At 59.9% G+C, this 18,522-nt stretch carries 21 protein-coding genes and 1 pseudogene; 19 read left to right on the top strand and 3 right to left on the bottom strand.

Annotated features, from left to right (window positions below; translation table 11 throughout):
- The 15 genes from hisD to HYZ49_03595 form a co-directional block, all read left to right on the top strand.
- Nucleotides 1-825: histidinol dehydrogenase (gene hisD / locus HYZ49_03665; protein MBI3241371.1), on the top strand; the 825-nt coding region annotated here is incomplete at its 5' end.
- Nucleotides 822-1,913, top strand: a complete 1,092-nt coding sequence (gene hisC / locus HYZ49_03660) for a histidinol-phosphate transaminase (protein MBI3241370.1) — start codon at nt 822-824, stop codon at nt 1,911-1,913. The genes hisD and hisC, both read left to right, overlap by 4 nt.
- Nucleotides 1,914-1,988: 75 nt before the next feature.
- The gene (gene hisB / locus HYZ49_03655) at nt 1,989-2,576 is read left to right on the top strand and encodes an imidazoleglycerol-phosphate dehydratase HisB (protein MBI3241369.1); all 588 of its coding nucleotides are present in this window, start codon (nt 1,989-1,991) and stop codon (nt 2,574-2,576) included.
- Nucleotides 2,577-2,666: 90 nt separating this feature from the next.
- Nucleotides 2,667-3,329 (top strand): imidazole glycerol phosphate synthase subunit HisH, encoded by a 663-nt coding sequence (gene hisH / locus HYZ49_03650; GenBank protein ID MBI3241368.1) that lies wholly within the window; start codon nt 2,667-2,669, stop codon nt 3,327-3,329.
- 103 nt (nt 3,330-3,432) lie between these two features.
- Nucleotides 3,433-4,161, top strand: a complete 729-nt coding sequence (gene hisA, locus HYZ49_03645) for a 1-(5-phosphoribosyl)-5-[(5-phosphoribosylamino)methylideneamino]imidazole-4-carboxamide isomerase (protein ID MBI3241367.1) — start codon at nt 3,433-3,435, stop codon at nt 4,159-4,161.
- An 8-nt stretch (nt 4,162-4,169) separates the two neighbouring features.
- Entirely contained in the window at nt 4,170-4,955 is a 786-nt protein-coding gene (gene hisF / locus HYZ49_03640) for an imidazole glycerol phosphate synthase subunit HisF (GenBank protein ID MBI3241366.1), read from the top strand.
- Nucleotides 4,956-5,048: 93 nt separating this feature from the next.
- Entirely contained in the window at nt 5,049-5,357 is a 309-nt protein-coding gene (gene hisI / locus HYZ49_03635; GenBank protein ID MBI3241365.1) for a phosphoribosyl-AMP cyclohydrolase, read from the top strand.
- Entirely contained in the window at nt 5,357-5,989 is a 633-nt protein-coding gene (locus tag HYZ49_03630; protein MBI3241364.1) for a hypothetical protein, read from the top strand. The genes hisI and HYZ49_03630 overlap by 1 nt, the downstream gene beginning before the upstream one ends.
- A 16-nt stretch (nt 5,990-6,005) precedes the next feature.
- Nucleotides 6,006-7,103, top strand: a complete 1,098-nt coding sequence (proB, locus tag HYZ49_03625; protein ID MBI3241363.1) for a glutamate 5-kinase — start codon at nt 6,006-6,008, stop codon at nt 7,101-7,103.
- A gap of 74 nt (nt 7,104-7,177) precedes the next feature.
- Entirely contained in the window at nt 7,178-8,509 is a 1,332-nt protein-coding gene (locus tag HYZ49_03620) for a glutamate-5-semialdehyde dehydrogenase (protein MBI3241362.1), read from the top strand.
- 58 nt (nt 8,510-8,567) lie between these two features.
- Nucleotides 8,568-8,849 carry a phosphoribosyl-ATP diphosphatase gene (hisE, locus tag HYZ49_03615; protein ID MBI3241361.1) on the top strand — a complete coding sequence of 94 codons (282 nt, stop codon included), beginning with the start codon at nt 8,568-8,570 and terminating at the stop codon, nt 8,847-8,849.
- Nucleotides 8,850-8,900: 51 nt separating this feature from the next.
- On the top strand, nt 8,901-9,941 hold the full coding sequence (locus tag HYZ49_03610; protein ID MBI3241360.1) for a hypothetical protein: 1,041 nt from the start codon (nt 8,901-8,903) through the stop codon (nt 9,939-9,941).
- Nucleotides 9,934-11,196, top strand: coding sequence for a peptidase T (pepT, locus tag HYZ49_03605; protein ID MBI3241359.1), 1,263 nt, complete (start codon nt 9,934-9,936; stop codon nt 11,194-11,196). Before HYZ49_03610 ends, pepT begins: the two co-directional genes overlap by 8 nt.
- Nucleotides 11,197-11,287: 91 nt before the next feature.
- Nucleotides 11,288-11,731, top strand: a complete 444-nt coding sequence (locus HYZ49_03600) for a DUF72 domain-containing protein (GenBank protein MBI3241358.1) — start codon at nt 11,288-11,290, stop codon at nt 11,729-11,731.
- Nucleotides 11,732-11,735: 4 nt separating this feature from the next.
- Nucleotides 11,736-11,936 (top strand): DUF72 domain-containing protein, encoded by a 201-nt coding sequence (locus HYZ49_03595; protein ID MBI3241357.1) that lies wholly within the window; start codon nt 11,736-11,738, stop codon nt 11,934-11,936.
- Nucleotides 11,937-11,959: 23 nt separating this feature from the next.
- Here the strand turns inward: HYZ49_03595 and HYZ49_03590 are convergent, their stop codons facing one another.
- Nucleotides 11,960-13,102 carry a nuclear transport factor 2 family protein gene (locus HYZ49_03590; GenBank protein MBI3241356.1) on the bottom strand — a complete coding sequence of 381 codons (1,143 nt, stop codon included), beginning with the start codon at nt 13,100-13,102 and terminating at the stop codon, nt 11,960-11,962.
- Nucleotides 13,103-13,218: 116 nt separating this feature from the next.
- Here HYZ49_03590 and HYZ49_03585 point away from each other — a divergent pair.
- A pseudogene (locus HYZ49_03585) lies at nt 13,219-15,184 on the top strand (bifunctional (p)ppGpp synthetase/guanosine-3',5'-bis(diphosphate) 3'-pyrophosphohydrolase).
- Here the strand turns inward: HYZ49_03585 and HYZ49_03580 are convergent.
- Complete coding sequence (locus HYZ49_03580) at nt 15,155-15,577, bottom strand: response regulator (protein ID MBI3241355.1); 423 nt, start codon at nt 15,575-15,577, stop codon at nt 15,155-15,157. The pseudogene HYZ49_03585 and the gene HYZ49_03580 overlap by 30 nt on opposite strands.
- A gap of 128 nt (nt 15,578-15,705) precedes the next feature.
- Between HYZ49_03580 and HYZ49_03575 the strand changes: the two genes are divergently transcribed.
- The 3 genes from HYZ49_03575 to HYZ49_03565 are packed head-to-tail and all read left to right on the top strand — an operon-like array spanning nt 15,706 to nt 17,711.
- Nucleotides 15,706-16,953, top strand: a complete 1,248-nt coding sequence (locus HYZ49_03575; GenBank protein MBI3241354.1) for a molybdopterin molybdotransferase MoeA — start codon at nt 15,706-15,708, stop codon at nt 16,951-16,953.
- A gap of 10 nt (nt 16,954-16,963) precedes the next feature.
- Nucleotides 16,964-17,434, top strand: coding sequence for a vitamin K epoxide reductase family protein (locus tag HYZ49_03570; GenBank protein ID MBI3241353.1), 471 nt, complete (start codon nt 16,964-16,966; stop codon nt 17,432-17,434).
- 28 nt (nt 17,435-17,462) lie between these two features.
- Entirely contained in the window at nt 17,463-17,711 is a 249-nt protein-coding gene (locus tag HYZ49_03565; GenBank protein MBI3241352.1) for a hypothetical protein, read from the top strand.
- 101 nt (nt 17,712-17,812) lie between these two features.
- Here the strand turns inward: HYZ49_03565 and HYZ49_03560 are convergent, their stop codons facing one another.
- Nucleotides 17,813-18,520, bottom strand: a complete 708-nt coding sequence (locus HYZ49_03560) for a S1 RNA-binding domain-containing protein (protein ID MBI3241351.1) — start codon at nt 18,518-18,520, stop codon at nt 17,813-17,815.
- Nucleotides 18,521-18,522 lie beyond the last annotated feature (2 nt).

Below are 18,522 nucleotides of genomic sequence, written 5' to 3'. Positions count from 1 at the left end.
GCCGCCGCCGCTATCGCCTGCGTGGATAAAATTTTCCGGTTGGGCGGGGCGCAGGCGATTGCGGCGATGGCCTACGGAACCGAGTCCGTGCCGCGTGTGGATAAAATTGTTGGCCCTGGCAATCTGTTTGTGACTCTGGCCAAACAGCAGGTCTTCGGCCTCGTCGGCCTCGACGGACTCGCCGGGCCGACCGAAACGGTGGTGGTGGCCGACGACTCGGCCAACCCGGCCTGGGTAGCCGCCGACCTGCTCGCCCAGGCCGAACACGATCCGCTGGCGACTGCTATCTTGCTCACGCCCTCACGCCGTCTGGCTGAAGCGGTCCAAGTAGAAGCCGCCCATCAACTAGAGTCACTCTCTCGGGCCGACATCATTGCCCAATCGTTCGCCAATCGCGGTGGCATTGTCCTCACGCCCGATCTCGCTGCCGCCGTCCGTCTGGCCGACGAATTTGCGCCGGAGCATCTTTGTCTTTCCGTTGAGAACCCAGCACAGTGGGCCGAACAGATCACGAGCGCGGGCGGCCTGTTCATCGGCGAGCGATCATTTGAAGTGTTGGGCGATTACGTCGCCGGGCCGAGCCACGTGATGCCGACCGGCGGCACGGCGCGATTTGCCTCGCCGCTTAATGTGTTGGACTTCATTCGTATCACCAGTATGATCTCATTGGACGCCGCCACTGCTGCCACCCTCAGCCCGGTCGCCGCCCGCCTCGCCCGCGCCGAGTCGCTCACTGCACACGAGAATGCGGCCTTGCTGAGATTTCAGACTTCCGAAGTTAGACTTCCGAAGTCTTCAAGACTTCGGAAGTCTGAGATGCTATGAACATCGAGTCCCTCATCCGCCCCGAAATCATCACCATGGAACCTTACACGCCCATCGTGCCGTTTGATGTCTTGTCGGCCCGACTTGGCCGCGCACCGCAAGACATCGTCAAGCTCGACGCCAACGAAAACCCTTACGGCCCGTTGCCGAAAGCGCGTGAGGCCTTGGGCAACCTTGAGTTCGCTCACATCTATCCCGATCCCGAAAGCACCGCCCTGCGTGCCGCCCTCGCCCGTCACCTCAACCTGCCTGCCGAAAACATCCTCGCCGGCGCTGGCGCAGACGAATTGATTGACCTCATCCTTCGCCTCTTCCTCCGCCCTGGCGACGCCGTCATTGACTGCCCGCCCACCTTTGGCATGTATTCCTTCGACACCGCCGTCAACGCTGGCCGCCTCATCCAAATCCCGCGCCGCGACAATTTCAGCATTGATGTTTCCGCCATCGAATCTCTTTTCTCTTTTCTCTCTTCTCCCAAACTTCTTTTCATCGCCTCCCCCAACAACCCCGACGGCTCCCTCCTCTCCGACTCTGACCTGCGCCGCCTGCTGGCCCTGCCGCTCGTCGTCGTCCTCGACGAAGCCTACATTGAATTTGCGGGTGAGAACGCCAGCCGCGCAAGCTGGGTACTGGAACACGACAACCTGATCGTCCTTCGTACTTTCAGCAAGTGCGCCGGGTTGGCCGGATTGCGCGTGGGTTACGGACTCTTCCCCTCGGCCCTCATGCCGCATTTGTGGAAAATCAAACAGCCCTACAACGTCTCAGTTGCCGCCAGCGCCGCCGCCAGCGCCTCGCTCGACGACGCCGATTACATGGCCCAGGTCGTTGCTAAACTTGTCGCCGAACGGAACCGGATGGCTGAAGCCTTGAACAAATTGCCGTTCCTCAAGGTTTACCTGTCTCACGCCAACTTCGTCCTTTGCCGCGTGATTGGCCGCGATGCCAAAAGCCTCAAGCTCGCCCTCGAGCGCGAAGGCATCCTCGTCCGCTACTTCGACAAGCCCGGCCTCGCCGATTGCATCCGAATCTCGGCGGGCAAGCCGGAACAAACGGATGTGTTGATTGAGGCATTACGAAGGCTTTGAAACGTCAAACGACAAACGTCAACTCCCTGCCGTTTGACGTTTTACGTTTGTCGTTTGATAGATGAGATTCCTTGTATGAGAACTTCTGCCATCCACCGCCACACCAACGAAACCGACATCACCCTCACTCTCGCTCTCGACGGCGCTGGTAGACACGAGATCGAAACCGGCGTCGGCTTCCTCGACCACTTGCTCACCCACGTTGCCGTTCACGGCCTGTTTGATCTCACAGTGAAGGCCGTCGGCGATTTGCACATTGACCCGCATCACACGATTGAAGACACAGCGTTGGTGCTGGGCCAAGCATTCAATGAGGCGCTGGGCGACCGCAAAGGAATCGTTCGTATGGCTTCGGCCTACGTGCCAATGGACGAGTCGCTGGTCTTTGTGGCGGTTGACCTCTCCGGGCGGCCTTACACAGTCGTTCAGGCTGAGTGGCACGGGCCAGCCATCGGCCAGTTTCCAACGACCCTCATTTCACATTTCTTCGAGTCCTTTGCCGTCACCGCCCGCTCCAACGTTCACGCCCGGGTGCTTTACGGGCGCGACGACCACCACCAGGCCGAAGCTCTGTTCAAAGCCCTGGGCCGCGCCCTCGACGCGGCGACGATGATTGACCCGCGCCGGGCGGGGAGCCTGCCTTCGACGAAAGGAACTTTGTAGATAAAAAGCTGAACCGCGAAGGCGCGAAGATCGCAAAGACAAACACGAAATCTTTGCGCCCTTGGCGTCTTCGCGGTGAATTTCTTGAATATGCGTATTGCACTGATTGACTACGGCATCGGCAACCTGCGTTCGGTGCAAAAGGCGTTCGAGCATGTCGGCGCGCAAGTGACGTTGACCGACGACCCACAACTCATCCTCAACGCCGAAAAGGTTGTGCTTCCCGGCGTCGGCGCGTTTGGCGACGGGATGAAGGGCTTGCGCGTGCGCGGGCTGGATGCGGTAGTCAAGGAAGTGGTACGTGTAGGCAAGCCTCTGCTCGGCATTTGTGTTGGAATGCAAGTGCTGTTTGAAAGTTCAGAGGAGCTAGGCGAGCACGAAGGGCTGGGCATTTTGCCGGGGCAGGTGCTTAAGTTCCCGGTTCGTAGTGACGACTTCAGTCGCCCAAGCCAGAGAGCGACTGAAGCCGCTACTACAAGCGCAAAACTGAAAGTGCCACACACCGGCTGGAACCAGATCGAACCGCAGAAGGACAACCCGCTTTTTCGCGGCCTGCCTATCGGTTCGTTTGCCTACTTCAACCACTCTTACTGTTGCACCGCTCGGCCCGAAGACACTTTGGCCGTCACCGATTATGGCGGCGCGTATCCATCCATCGTCGGGTGTGGCCGCGTTTACGGCATCCAATTCCACCCCGAAAAGTCGCAGAGTGTGGGGCTGACGTTGTTGCGGAATTTTGTGGAGCAAGGGTGAAGAAAAACGACAAACGACAAACGTCAAACGACATGCGCAGCGCCTTGTCGTTTGCGTGCTTGTCGCGGGCTGTGCCTGACGTTTGACGCTTGATGAGTGAATCATGCCAAAGTTTGTAATCTATCCTGCCATCGATCTCCGCAACGGCCAGGTTGTTCGCCTGGCGCAGGGCGACTTGGCGCGGACGACGACTTATAGCGACGACCCGGCGGGAACAGCGCGCCGCTGGCAAGCCGAAGGCGCAAGATGGCTGCACGTCGTCAACCTTGATGGCGCGTTCGGCCACGAGTCGACTCCCACACGAAGCGTCCAATCTCTAATCTCCATTCTCTCCACCGGTCTCAACATTCAATTTGGCGGCGGCTTGCGCGACCTTGAGTCAATCCGGCAGACCATGCAACTTGGCGTATCGCGGGCCGTCATCGGCACGGCGGCGGTGGAGAATCCGGCGCTGGTGGATGAGGCGCTGGCCGAGTTTGGGCCAGAGCGAATCGCGGTCGGCGTGGATGCGAAAGAGGGGCGGGTGAGAATCAAGGGCTGGGCTGTAGAGGCGGCTGTAACGGCAATTGATCTGGCCCGGCGATTGCGCACTCAGGGCGTCCAAACGATCATCTTCACCGATGTGTCGCGAGACGGGATCGGAATCGGCGTCAACGTGGAATCATCTTCGGCTCTGGCGCAAGACTCCGGTTTGGCCGTCATCGCCTCCGGCGGCGTAGCGAGCGCCGACGACGTTCACCGCGTCCGCGATGCCGGACTCGCCGGTATCATTATCGGTCGCGCCCTGTACGAAGGCCACCTCAATCTCCAATCTCTAATCTCTAATCTCTGATCTCCAACATGCTAGCCAAACGAATCATCCCCTGCCTTGATGTCAAAGATGGCCGCGTGGTCAAGGGCGTGAACTTCGTGGGCTTGCGCGATGCGGGCGACCCGGTGGAGCAGGCCAGGGCTTACGACGCCGAAGGCGCGGACGAGTTGGTATTTCTCGACATCTCGGCCACGCCCGAAGGCCGGGCAACGGTTGCGCCGATGGTGCGCCGCGTGGCCGACGAAGTTTTTCTGCCGCTCACCGTCGGCGGCGGCATTCGCGCGGTTGACGACATGCGCGCTATTTTGCTGGCCGGGGCCGATAAGGTGAGCATCAACTCGGCGGCGGTCAAAACGCCGGAGCTGATCACGGCGGGCGCGGAGAAGTTCGGAAGCCAGTGTATCGTCGTTGCGATTGATGCGAAGAGAAGAGATAATCCTATCTCTGCGCGAAGCGTCCAATCTCCAACATGGGAAGTCTACGTCTCCGGCGGTCGCACTCCTACCGGCCTCGACGCCGTCGAGTGGGCGCGGCGAGTGGTTGAGCTGGGGGCGGGCGAAATCCTGCTGACGAGTATTGACGCCGACGGCACCAAAAACGGGTATGATCTGGCGCTCACCCGCGCTGTGGCCGAAGCAGTTTCCGTGCCGGTCATCGCCAGCGGCGGCGCAGGCAAGCTGGAGCACTTTGCCGAAGTGCTGACGGCGGGCGGCGCAGAGGCCGCTCTCGCCGCCTCGCTCTTTCACGATAAAGTGTTGTCAGTCGGCGAAGTGAAGTCTTACCTGGCCGGACATGGCATTATTGTGAGACGTTGATTCCACCACGAAGACACCAGGACACAAAGTTTCACGAAGAAGATAAAAGAACTTTGTGCTCCTTTGCGTCTTAGTGCCTTGGTGGTAGATTTTATGGACTTGAAATTCGATGAGCGCGGCTTGCTCACAACCGTGGTACAAGATGCCGCAACCAATGAAGTGCTGATGGTGGCCTGGATGAATGCCGAAGCTTTGCGCCTCACCCGCGAAACCGGCGAGGCCTGGTTCTGGAGCCGGAGCCGGAACGAGTTGTGGCGCAAGGGCGCAACCAGCGGTAACATCATGCGCGTGCGCGAGATTCTGGTAGATTGCGACACCGACACGCTCCTGCTCAAAGTTGATCCAACCGGCCCGGCTTGCCACACCGGCGAACGGTCATGTTTTTATAGGAAAATAGACTGATGCTCAAACCCATCAACTGGCGTACTTTTCCCCGCGACTTTCTTGTCATTCAGATTGGTTTTGCTCTGTTTGGCCTTTCTATCGCTTTCCTCATTCAATCGAACTTTGGCACCAGCCCCTGGGTGGTCTTTGAAGTGGCCCTGCTCAAGTTCATCTCTATCACGCCGGGGCAGGCGGGCATTCTCGTCGGCGCGGGCGTGCTGGCGTTAGCCCTGCTCTTGCGCGAGCCGGTGGGCTGGGGAACACTGGGCAACATCGTCAGCATTGGCCTGTGGGAAGATTTGTTTCTGCGCTTTCTGCAACCGGTACGCGACAACTGGCCGATCCAGTTGTTCTACCTCCTTCTCGGCGTGGTCGTCATGGGCGTGGCAACCGCCGTCTACATCGGCGTCAACGCCGGGGCCGGGCCGCGCGACAGTTTGATGATCGCCGTCTCGCGCACCACTGGCCGCAGTGTGCGCCTGGCGCGGACGATCGTCGAAGTAGCCGTCGTCACCACCGGCTGGTTGTTGGGCGGCCCGGTCGGCCTCGGCACCCTCATCTTTGCGCTCACCATCGGCCCCGCCGTCCAAGCCGCCTTCCGCCTCTTCAAAGTCAAACCTCACGCCCCGACCATAATTACTGATCACTAATTACTGATTACTTTTTATGCGCCTCGTCGTCAAACTCGGCACCTCCACCCTCACCGCCGGAACACCCCGCCTCTCGCCGCCTCAGCTTGTCGAACTGGCACGGCAAATGGCCCAACTGCGATCAGCCGGGCATGAGGTCGTCGTCGTTTCGTCGGGCGCAATTGCAGCCGGGCGTGAAGCCCTCAACTTTCCGCAACTGCCCAAAGACATCCCGGCCAAGCAAATGCTGTCTGCCGTCGGCCAGCCGCGCCTCATGGCCCTCTACGCGCAACTCTTGGGCCTCTACGGCCTCACCGTCGCCCAAGTCCTGCTCACCCGCGCCGACCTCGCCGACCGCCGCCGCTACCTCAACTCGCGCAACGCCCTCACTGCGCTTCTCGGCCAGAAAGTGGTACCCATCGTCAACGAGAACGACACCGTTGCCACCGAAGAGATTCGGGTCGGCGACAACGATAACTTGTCGGCGCTCGTGGCTAATTTGGTGGACGCCGACCTGCTGATCCTGCTGACCGACCAGCCCGGACTCTTCACCGCTGATCCACGCCGCGACCCGACCGCCCAACTTGTGGCCGACGTTTCCGACTCCGATATACCCGCCTCGTTGTGGGAAGCCGCCGGCGGCACAGCCACCGGACTCGGCACGGGCGGCATGATCACCAAGTTGCAAGCCGCCGACCTGGCCCGCCGCTCCGGCACCACCGTCGTCATCGCCCGCGGCAGTGACCCGAACGTGCTGACTCGCATCGTCGCCGGCGACTCAATCGGCACCCGCTTTCAGCCAACCGTCACCGTCGTCGAGAGCCGCAAGCGCTACATCCTTGCCGGAGCGCGCCCGACGGCCTGCCTCAAAGTGGACGACGGCGCGGCGCGGGCCTTGCGCCAGGGCGGCAGTTTGCTCCCCGTTGGCGTGACGGCGGTCGAAGAAAACTTTGAACGCGGCGATACTGTGCGCGTGGCCGACTCGAGCGGGCGTGAGATCGCGCGTGGCATCGTCAACTACACCACCGCCGACCTGCAAAAAATTCGCGGCCACCGCTCCGAAGACATCGAAGGCATCCTCGGCTACAATTACGGCGACGAAGTGATTCACCGGAACGACATGGTCCTGTTGTAGGGTGAGTTGCCAACTCGCCCTGTTGAAGTTCTGTTGGAAGGCGAGTTGCCAACTCGCCCTACAGATATAAAAACATGCTTACAGAAATAGGCCAACGCGCCCGCGCCGCTTCCCGCAAGCTGGCGCGGGCAACCACCGAAAAGAAAAACACCGCTCTGCTTGCCCTCGCGGACCGTTTGTTGGCGAACCGCGCCGACATTCTGGCCGCCAATGCCCGTGATGTGGCCGATGGCGAAACCGCCGGGCTGTCGCCGGCTCTGCTCGACCGCCTGACGCTGAACGAGTCTCGCCTTGACGGCATCGCCGCCGACTTGCGCCGGGTGGCCAGCCTGCCCGACCCCGTCGGCCAGACGTTCGACGAAGCGACTCTGCCCAACGGCTTACGTGTGCACAAACAGCGCGTGCCGCTCGGCGTGATGGGCGTTATTTATGAAGCGCGGCCCAACGTGACGATGGACGTAGCCGGGCTGGCGATCAAAACCGGCAACGCCGCAATTTTGCGCGGTGGGAGCGAAACGCTCAACTCCAACCGCGCCCTGGTCGCCATCATCCGCCAAACTTTAGCCGAAGGCGGCCTGCCCGAAGACGCCATCCAGTTCATTGACGATCCCGACCGCGCCCGCGTGCTAGAACTTCTCAGCTTGCATGAATATGTAGACATCATCATCCCCCGCGGCGGCAACGCCCTGCACCAGTTCTGCCGCGAGAACAGCCGTATTCCCGTCATCACCGGCGGCATTGGCATTTGCCACTTGTTCGTGGACGAAAGCGCCGACCTCGAGGCGGCGATCAAGGTGATCCACAACGCCAAGACTCAGCGGCCCAGCGTGTGCAACGCGCTCGACACGGTTCTCGTTCACCGGGCCGCCGCCGATTTTCTCCCGGACCTTGTCTCGGCCCTCGCCGCCGACAGGGTGACCTTTCGCGCCCACGAGTCGGCCCTGCCGTTTTTGGTTCAGCACTACACGGGCGCGTACTTGCGCCCCAACCCGGAGACGGGTGAAGATGAACTCAAGTATGGAAGCAGAGTCGGCCCGCACCTGCCGCCGTCGGTGTCCCCGGCAGGGCCGGGCGATTTCGACATCGAATGGTTGTCGCTGGTGCTCGGCCTCAAAGTCGTAGAGAATCTTGAAGAGGCCATCACCCACATCGCCGCCCACAGCACCAGTCACTCGGATGGGATTCTGACGCGGAATGACGACAATGCCAACCGCTTTGTGGCCGAAGTGGATTCGGCGGCGGTGTACGTCAACGCCAGCACGCGATTTACGGATGGCGGCCAGCTTGGCCTGGGCGCGGAAGTCGCCGTTTCCACCCAGCGCCTGCACGCGCGCGGCCCGATGGGCTTGCAGGAACTAACGACGTACAAATGGGTTGTTATTGGCGATTATCATGCGCGGGAGTGACTGGCCCAAAAATAGTCCGCCGCTTTCAACGTTTATCCTATAAAATACCCGTCGCTACATGTCTTTTCTGCACACTCTACAAACGATTATTCAAGAACGAAAAGCCGATCCTCAGCCCAACTCGTACACGGCCAGCTTGTTTGCGGCAGGCGAGGACGAGATCGTAAAGAAGGTGGGCGAAGAGGCCATTGAAGTTATTCTGGCGGTGAAAGGGCAGGGCGATGAGCGCGTGCTCTCCGAAACTGCCGACCTGCTTTATCACTTGCTGGTGTTATTGGCGCAACGCGGTTTGACTCTCGAACAAGTGGAAGCCGAGTTGGAGGAAAGGCACAGGCAGTGAATAGCTTGTTATCGCCTGTGCGTGTAAAATAGGACTCAACCGACATTGACCATGACAACTCCCCTGAAACTATATCTTCTGGATATGGACTCGGTGCTCCTGCACCCTGGCGGCTACCGGGCGGCGCTGGTGGCAACCGTCAACCACTTTTCGCAGGCCGTCGGTGTGGGCAAGGTTGCGCCAACGCTGGAAGAAATCGAAGCCTTTGAGTCGGTAGGCATTTCCAGCGAGTGGGACATCACCCCCATTTGCATCGCCGCCTTGTCGCCTAACGGCGCTCGCCCCGATTATCACGCCATCGCCGAACGTGTGGCCGGGGAAATTCGCCCCGGCGAGTATCCGGCGGAAGCCGCCTACCGAGTCCTGCCTCGCCCGCCGTTCACCGGCTGGGGCGTTCGCACCGACGAAATCCTTCTGCACTCACGCGACATTCATCGTTCGCCGGTGTTGTCGCTGTTCCAGCAATATGCGCTCGGCGAGGCCTTTGAAACCACCTACGGTTTGCCGCGCATCATCGAGTCGGAAGCCACACTTTCAAAGTACGACAGCCCACAGTTGACGGTGTACGCGCCGCAAAATTCGGTGATTTACACCACCCGCCCCTGCAAGCCGCCGCGCGACGTGACGCCGCTTCCCGGCTACGCCCCCGAAGCCGAACTGGGCGCGGAGTTAGTGGAGTTGAGCTACCTGCCGCTGATCGGTTACGGCTCACTGCACTGGCTGGCCGAGACGGTGGGCGGCAACGCCGATGCTTACCTCAAGCCCTCGCCTGTCCATGCCTGGGCGGCAATTGCGGCGGCGGCTCAGTTTCCCGAGTCGGAGAGTTTGCGCGCCGCCGAAGCTCTCTCGCGGGGCGAGTGGCAATCGCCCCTGGCCGACTTGCGCGAGAGGGGCGGCATAGTGACGGTGTTTGAAGATTCGGCCTCCAGCATTCAAAGCGTGCGTGAGGCGGTGAAGGCGCTGGGCGAGGCGTGGGCGTGTGTGGGCGTTGGGGTTGCCGAAGGCGGCCCCAAATATGACGCGCTGAAGAAAGTGGCGGATCGTATTTATCCTTCGATTGATAGCGCCATCCGGGGAGAAGTGAATGGCTGAAACGGTGTTAGATCGATTCCTGCGTTACGCTCAAATAGAAACCACCAGCAACCCCAATTCCAAAACCACCCCTAGCTCCGAATGCCAATGGACGCTACTGCGATTGCTCGCCGCCGAGCTTGAAGCTCTGGGCGCGAGTAACGTGCAATTGTTGAAGCACGGCTACGTGCTGGCCACGATCCCGGCCACCTCTAAAAAGAAGAACCTGCCCGCCGTCGCCTTCTTCGGCCACGTGGACACTGCCCCCGATTTTTACGGCAAGGGTGTCAAACCCATCGTCCACCGCCGCTGGAATGGCAAACCCATCGTCCTGCCCGACGACCCGACTCAAATTATTGACCCGGCCAAGTATGTTGAGATGAAGCGATACGTGGGCAACGATCTGGTGACGGCCAGCGGCACGACCCTGCTCGGCGCAGACGACAAGGCCGGGGTCGCCGTCGTGATGACCCTGGCCGATCACCTGCTCAATCACCCGGAGATCGAACACGGCCCGATCCGCATTTGCTTCAACCCCGACGAAGAGATCGGCCACGGCGTGGACAAGCTTGATCTCAAAGAGTTGGCCGCCGACGTGGCTTACACCCTCGACGGCGAAAACCCCGGCGAGGTGAACTGGGAAACATTCTCGGCGAACGGGGCTAAACTCGTCATCGAAGGCGTGTCCACCCACCCCGGCGAGGGACGCAAATACAAAATGGTGAGCGCCCTCAAGCTGGCCGCCCGGTTTATCACCGCCCTGCCCAGCGAGAACAACAGCCCGGAAACCACCGACGGGCGGCAGGGCTACATTCACCCGCACGACATGGTTGGCAACGTAGCCCACGCCGAAGTCAACTTTATCTTGCGCGATCACGACGACGACCTGCTGGCGGCCAAGCGCGAACAACTGCGCGGGCTGGCCAAAGGTTTGCAGGCCGCCGAGCCGCGAGCTAAAGTCAAGTTGTCCTTCACCTCGCAGTATCGCAACATGGGCTACTGGCTCAAAGAAAACTTGTTGCCGGTTGATCTGGCTTGCGAAGCCATGCGCCTGACCGGCCTTACGCCCTCCAGCCCGCCCACACGCGGCGGCACCGACGGCTCGCGCCTGACGGCCCGCGGCCTGCCCACGCCCAACCTGTTCTGCGGCGGCCACAACTCGCACGGCCCGCACGAGTACGTTTGCATGCAGGATATGGAGCTCTCGGTGAAGATGCTGGTGGAACTGGCGCAGTTGTGGGCCAAAAAAGGGGCAGGCTACAAAGCCAGGAAATAGGGTCAACGGATTTACCGGATTGAACGGATTTATTTGAATTCATCCGGTAAATCCGTTCAATCCGTTGACCCTTTAGACTTTACTGTGAACTATGCCTCTCTATCTCGGTTGCCCGATGTGGGGACTCAAACTGTGGGTGGGCAACTTCTTTCCGGCCAAAGCCAAACAGCGCGACTTTCTCTCGCTCTACAGCCGTCGCCTGAACACGGTCGAGGGCAACACCACCTTTTATTCACTCCCCAGCGCCGAGACGGCTGACCGTTGGCGAGACGAGACTCCGCCGGGTTTCAAATTCTGCCTCAAGTTTCCAAGAGCCATCTCACACGAAAAACGCCTGCGGAACGCCGAGGCCGAGACGGCTCGATTCTTGGATTGCCTCGCTCGCTTGGGCGACCGTTGCGGCCCGGCCTTCCTCCAACTACCGCCGACATTCGGCAGTCAACATCTCCCTTCTCTCATCTCTTTTCTTGATACCCTGTCTCAGAATTTTCGTTACGCCGTCGAAGTCCGCCACCCCAGCTTCTTTGAATCGTGACTTGTTGGCTGAGTGGGCTGATCATGTTGCCGGCTGGCTGGCGGCGGGCAATGATGTCTTCTTCTTCGCCCACATTCCCGAAGATCGCGATGCGCCTTTGCTGGCGCGCGAGTTTCATGCGCTGGTGAACGAACGCTACGCTCTGCCGCCCTTGCCAGAGTGGGGGGATGAGAGAGGGGCGCAGGGAAGTCTGTTTGAGATGTAGAGCGAGTTGTCAACTCGCTCTACTCAAGCGATGTTGAATCTTGTGTAATGATACTGAATCTTGCCCTCTCGCAACCCCAGCGTATCACTGCCATCCACCACCCGGCCACTGTTGCTGGAGGCCGACCAGGTGAACATGCGCGACGGGTCTTGCCCGGTGGCGTTGAGAAGCGTGAAGGCTCCCCCGGCGAGGCGGTTGAAGAGCAGGTCGCTGTAAAAATCGCGAACGGCTTGTGAGCCGACGACGGTGCGTTGCGCGGTGACGTGGGCGGCGTTAGGCTGGTAGAGCGCCACCAGGGCGTCAATGTCGCCGTTGTTCAGGGCCTGGAAGTAGCGAGAGACAATATCCCCCCCAGTGTCGGCTCCCACGTCTCCACCCGATCCGGCTGAACCCGGATCAACCGGCCAATCAAACTGAGCTACCGCGTCCCATAAATCGGTGTTGCCGGCTGAGGTTGCCCAATCCCACGAATAAGCATTGGCCGCCGTGAGGCCCAGGTCTTGCGCCTTTTGAAAGAAGCGGCGGAGGTCGTCGGGCGTGGCTCGCCAGCCGCCGGTTCCGTAGGCCGAGCCGGTGGGAATCACCGGGCGCACAAAGCCCACCAGTGAAGTGCTGGCGAACTCGGAAACGCTGCGGGCCAGTTGGGCGTCGGCGTTGTGCGCCTGCTCCCAATAAACCTGCGGCATGTTCAGGTCGCACTTCTCCAAAAACTCGCGCCAGGGAAATTCTTTGTGGAACGAGGGATAGCGAAACGAGCTGAGGGCCACTGGCATCCGAGGCAGGCTGGCCCGAAATTCGTTCATGAAGGCGCGGGCGGCGGCGGCCTTGCCGGCGGCCTTGTATTCACTCTCGGCGTCAATGATGTAACCGTCCACCCTCAATTCGCGGCATCTCTGCACTGCAATTCGCGCCTCGCCCGCCGGGTCGTTGCCCTTCACGTAGTGCCAGCCCCAAATCTGAATGCCGCGATTCCGCAAGGCGCTGATCACCGCCGGATTCTGATCGCGGTTGTTGCGGTCGAAGCCGAAAGCAAATGTGGTGTCGGCGATTTGGATCAGGACGTGGGTGAGGTTGGCCGCCTTGGCCTTGGCGGCGATGGCTTCGGGGTTGCCGCCTTCGCAGTTTTTGAGTTGCCAGGTGTAAAAGCCTTTGCCGTTGAGGGACATGAGTCGCTCCTGTTGAGAGAAAAGAATGGACGCAGATAAACGCTCGCTAATGCCGCTTTTATAGCACAGCTAGACCAGATAGACAACAGGCGCGGCACTCGTTATACTTCCGGTCTATGAAATACGACGAGTTCCGCGATCAGTTTGTCAACACCTTCAGCCCGCAGGAGCGGTTGCTGATTGAACGCGCTTATCAACTGGCCGAGCGCGCTCACACCGGCCAGACCCGCGCCTCCGGCGAGCCTTACATCAATCACTGCGTTGCCGTCGCTAAAATTCTCAGTGAGATGCACCTGCCCGCGCCGGTCATCGCCGCCGGCCTCTTGCACGACACGGTTGAAGACACGCCGGTGACTCTGGACGACCTGCGCCGGGACTTTGGCGATGAGATTGCCAAACTGGTGGACGGCGTCACCAAGCTGACCAACCTGCCGCGGGTTTCCCGCCACGATAAACCTCATATCGCCGCTGGAAGACCTGGGCTTCCGCTACGTGGACCCGGCGCGGTATAAAGAGATTGCCGGCCTGCTCGACGAGCGCCGCGTCTCGCGCGAGTCCACCATGACGGCCATCATCGAGCAGATCAAAAACGCGCTGGCTGAGAACCGCATTGAAGCCATTGAGGTCAAGGGGCGGCCCAAGCACATCTACTCGATCTGGAAGAAGATGTCGCGCAAAGAGGCCAGCTTCGATCAGATTTATGACGTGCGGGCCGTGCGCGTCATCGTCAAGGATATTCCGACCTGTTACGTGACTCTGGGCGGCATTCACGGCAAGTGGATGCCAAAGGCGGGCGAGTTCGACGATTACATCGCCACCCCCAAAGATAACTTTTATCAGTCTCTGCACACGGCGGTGATCTATGATGACGGCAAGCCGCTAGAGGTGCAAATTCGCACACCTGAGATGCACGAGAACGCCGAGTATGGCATTGCCGCCCACTGGCGTTATAAAGAAGGCACCAAGAAGCGCGACGAAGCTTTTGAAAAACGCATTGCCTATCTGCGCCGCCTGATGGACTGGCAAAAAGACGTGACCGAGGGCCAGGAGTTTGTCGAAGCCCTCAAGACCGACGTGTTCCAGGATCGGGTGTACGCTCTAACGCCACGCGGCGACATCGTGGATTTGCCCGCCGAGGCCACCCCGATTGACTTTGCCTATCATGTCCACACTTCGATTGGCGAACGCTGTCGCGGGGCGCGCGTCAACGGCAAGTTGGTTCCCCTCAACACCGCCCTCAAGACCGGCGATCAAGTGGAGATCATCACCGCCAAGCGCGGCGGCCCCAGCCGCGACTGGCTCAACGCCGACCTGGGCTTCGTCAAATCGGCCCGCGCTAGAGAAAAAATCCGGGGCTGGCTCAAGCGGCAGGATCGCGACCTGAACATTTCCACCGGGCGAAATTTGCTGGAGCGCGAGGTGAAGCGACTGGGCATTGACGACCTGACCTACGACAAGATCGCCGCCCTGTTTGATTTTGAGAAGATTGACGATTTTCTGGTGGCGCTGGGGTGCGGCGACATTCACACTCAGACCGTCGTCAACCGGATCGTGACCTACCTGCGTGAGCAGAAGCAGGAAGACAAAGAGACTCTGCCGCCGCCGACCGCCGAGCGCCGGCCGGTGGAACTTACTTCAGACGAGGTGACGATTCAAGGCGCGGGCGGCTTGCTCACTCACCTGGCCAAGTGTTGCAACCCGGTCAAGGGCGACCCGATCATCGGTTTCACCACCCGCGGGCGCGGCATTACCATTCACCGCCAGGATTGCCCGAACGCGCTTGGCACACGCGAGACGGAACGGTTGATTCAGGTAAGCTGGGGCGGGGCGGCGGAGCAAACTTACTCGGTGCCGATCCGGATTCAGGCCTATGACCGTGAAGGCCTGTTGCGCGACGTTTCGACGATTGTGGCCGACGAGAAGGTGAATATGAGCCGCTTCAACATGTCGGGCGTGGAGGAGAACATTGCCAACATGCTGTTGACTCTTCAGGTGAGCGACCTGGTTCAGTTGACGCGAATTATGAATCGGATCGAACAGTTGCCGAACGTGCTAGACATTCGACGGTGGAAGCCCGGATAGCCGGCCCGACTCCGGCCAGGAAATTTTGAGCGCCTGTTGAATCTCCTGCCGCAGAATGGCGGGCGAGAAGGGCTTGAGCAGGTAACGCACAACGCCCAGGGCCTGGGCCCGGTTCCGGTAAGCAGTGTCGGCCTGAACCGAGATGATCATCACCGGGATGGCGGCGTATTTGGGGTTTTGTCGCATCTGAGCCAGGAAGTCCAGCCCGGTGATGCCCGGCAACATCATGTCGAGCAATATCAGATCGGGGATCTGGTTTTCGAGCAGGGGCCAGGCCTCGATGCCGCTCGAGGCGTGGATCAGCGTTAGCGGCGCGTGGCGCAGAACCAGGCGGATTAAACTGGCGATGTCTGGATCGTCTTCAATGCTCAACACTAATTTGTCGTCGGCCATGACGCTAATTCTAAGCAGATTGTAACTTACCGCAAGTGATGTTTATCGCCAAAAGGCGCTTGACAGGGGTGATATAATGCCAACAGATTGCCCGGCTGGACGATGCAAACACCGGGCTGTTGCCAGAGATGCTCTCTGTACTCGACGCGCTCACTCGGATCCTGTCTCACTTTCAAGCACTCGACTCCGAAGCGATTCCTTCAGAGAGCGCCGTCGGAAGAGTGTTGGCCGAATCGATCTGCGCTACACTCGACTTACCGCCCTTTCCCAATTCAAGCATGGATGGTTACGCTGTGCGCGCCGCCGACGTGCGCGCGGCCACGAGCCAGTCGCCCGCCAAGTTGACCGTTATCGGCGATGTCCCGGCGGGCGTCTTGCCGACGCTGGAAGTGTCCCCCGGCGCCGCGGCTCGAATTATGACGGGCGCTCATCTGCCAACTGGCGCGGACGCCGTCATCCCCATTGAAGCCACCGACGACCAACACTCATCTCTTGGCGGGCCATTACCTGCCAGTGTTCAGATCATGAAGGCCGTCGAGGCCGGGGCGTTCGTGCGCCAAACCGGCGAAGATGTGCGGACGGGCGACGAAGTGCTTTCGTCGGGAACGTTGTTGCGGCCTTACGATCTGGGGGTGCTGGCCGCGCTGGGACTCACCCGAATCCGGGTGATACGCCGCCCGCGCGTTGCCATCCTGTCAACCGGCGACGAGCTGGTGAACATTACGGAGACGCCCGGCCCGGGTCAGATTCGCAACGTCAACAGCCTCACCCTGGCCGCGCTGGTGAAGAAATATGGGGGCGAGCCGACTCTGTTGGGAGTTGCCCCCGACAATCTCGAAGCGGTGCTGGGCAAGCTTCATCTTGCCCTTGAACAAAAAGCGGATGTGATTATTTCCTCAGCCGGCGTCTCGGTCGGGGCGTACGATGTGGTCAAAACAGCGGTGGAGCGCGAGGGGGCGCTGGAGTTCTGGAAGGTGAACATGCGGCCCGGCAAACCATTGGCCTTTGGCCGGGTTCGAAATGTTCCGTTCTTTGGCCTGCCGGGCAACCCGGTGTCGGCCATTGTGGGCTTCGAGCTTTTTGTGCGCCCGGCCATTTTGAAACTGGGCGGCCATTCGCGGCTGGAGAAACCGACGGTGAAGGCCAGACTGGCCGAGCCGTTTTATTCGGATGGACGTGAAAGTTACTTGCGGGCAACCGTCACCCGCGAAGACGGCGTTTACGTGGCCCGGAGCGCGGGCCGGCAAGGCTCGAACATCATCTCGGCTCTCACCCGCGCCAACGCTCTGCTGGTCATGGCCGAGGGTCTCACCGAAGCTCTGGTCGGCGACACCTTGCCAACTTTGATGCTCGATTGGCCGGAGGAAGTTTTATAGAAGCGCAATTATGAAAACGAGTGCTATCAAAAATCAAGAAAACACGGGAGCGTCGCTCACCACCTGGTTGAACCGGGTCGCCATCGGGCTGGCCGTCATCGGCGCACTGGACTCGCTCTACCTGGGATGGCTCAAGATCACCGGCACCACCGCCCAATGCGGCGGCATAGGCGATTGCGAGTCGGTCAACAACAGCATCTATGCCGAGATCAACGGCTTCCCCATCGCCTTTTTGGGCCTGGGCGCTTATCTGCTCATTCTCGGTATTTTGCTCGTCGAAGGGCGGCTAAGGTCGGGCGCCGACTGGCCGGTCATGAGTCTCTTCGGCCTCAGTCTGGTCGGCACGCTCTATTCCGTTTACCTGACTTATATTGAAGTTGCGGTGCTTCGAGCCATTTGCCCGTATTGCGTAGTATCGGCAATTGCCGTCACCTTGTTGCTGGTAGTCTCGATCATCCGGCTCCGGCAACATCTTGCCTGAATCAAAATCTTACTCTGGAGGGAAAGCGATGCCTCGAATACGATGCCATTATGAAGATTGCATTTTTCTGGAAGAGAAATACTGCGGCGCGGCGGCAGTAGAGATTGACCCTGAATCGGGTTGCCTGACCTACTCTCAGGTGGACGAACCGGCCACTGCCGAAGCCGACGATTGGGAGGAGGATGTTCTTGAGGAAGAAGAGGAAGAAGAAGAAGACCTCTATGAAGATGATGAGGAAGACGATTGGGACGACGACGAAGAGGAAGACGATTACTGAGTAACACCCCGGTCGCCGGACTTAAGACAAAACGACGACGCGGGCCGATCCGGCCTCGCGTCGTCGTTTATGTTTGAGGGACTTTGTAAGCTGTCGCCGGGCTACTTGTTCGGCACGTGTTGCTGGCGGGTGCGCTCAAAGAGTTCTTCAAATTCGGGGCGCTCGCTCTTGTTTTTCTTACGCCGCCTGCTTTCGGCGTCGCCGCGCTCGCCCTTCATGGCCTGGCGCAGGGCCTGTTCCATGGCCGTCAACGGCTTCTCATCAGGCTCGTCATCTTCCGGCGTAAAGTCGTCCAGCGCCTTGAGGCTCAAATCAATCCGGCGCTTCTTGCGGTCAACGGCGATCACTTTGGCTTCCACTTCCTGAGCCATTTTTACCACTTCAGCCGGGTCGTCCACGTGGCCGCTCATCATCTCGCGCACATGAATGAAGGCCGAGCGTTCAGCGCCAATGTCCACGAACGCGCCGAACTTCTCAAGTTTGTTGACCTTGCCTTTGACGATCATGCCGGTTTTGATCTCGTCCCAGTCGAGCTTGAGGGGCTCAATCAGAGTCAGGTCAATACGGCCTGTGTTGGCGTCGGTCTTGCGCACCCAAACGGTGACGTCCTGGCCGACGGCCACCACGTCCTCCACCCGGTTGGTTCGCTCTTTTCGCAGTTGCGAAATGTGAAGCAGGCCGTCTTTTTCAGCGCCCACGTCCACGAACGCGCCGAAGAGTTCGATCTTTTTGATTTTGCCCTGTAGCTGGGTCTTGGGGCGCAAGTCGGCTATTTTGATGGGATCGGTCGTCGCAACATCATCACTCACAG

This window comes from Chloroflexota bacterium (assembly GCA_016197225.1).
GTDB lineage: Bacteria > Chloroflexota > Anaerolineae > Anaerolineales > VGOW01 > VGOW01.
Note: the sequence above shows the minus strand (reverse complement) of the source record. Positions and strands in the feature narration are given on the sequence as shown.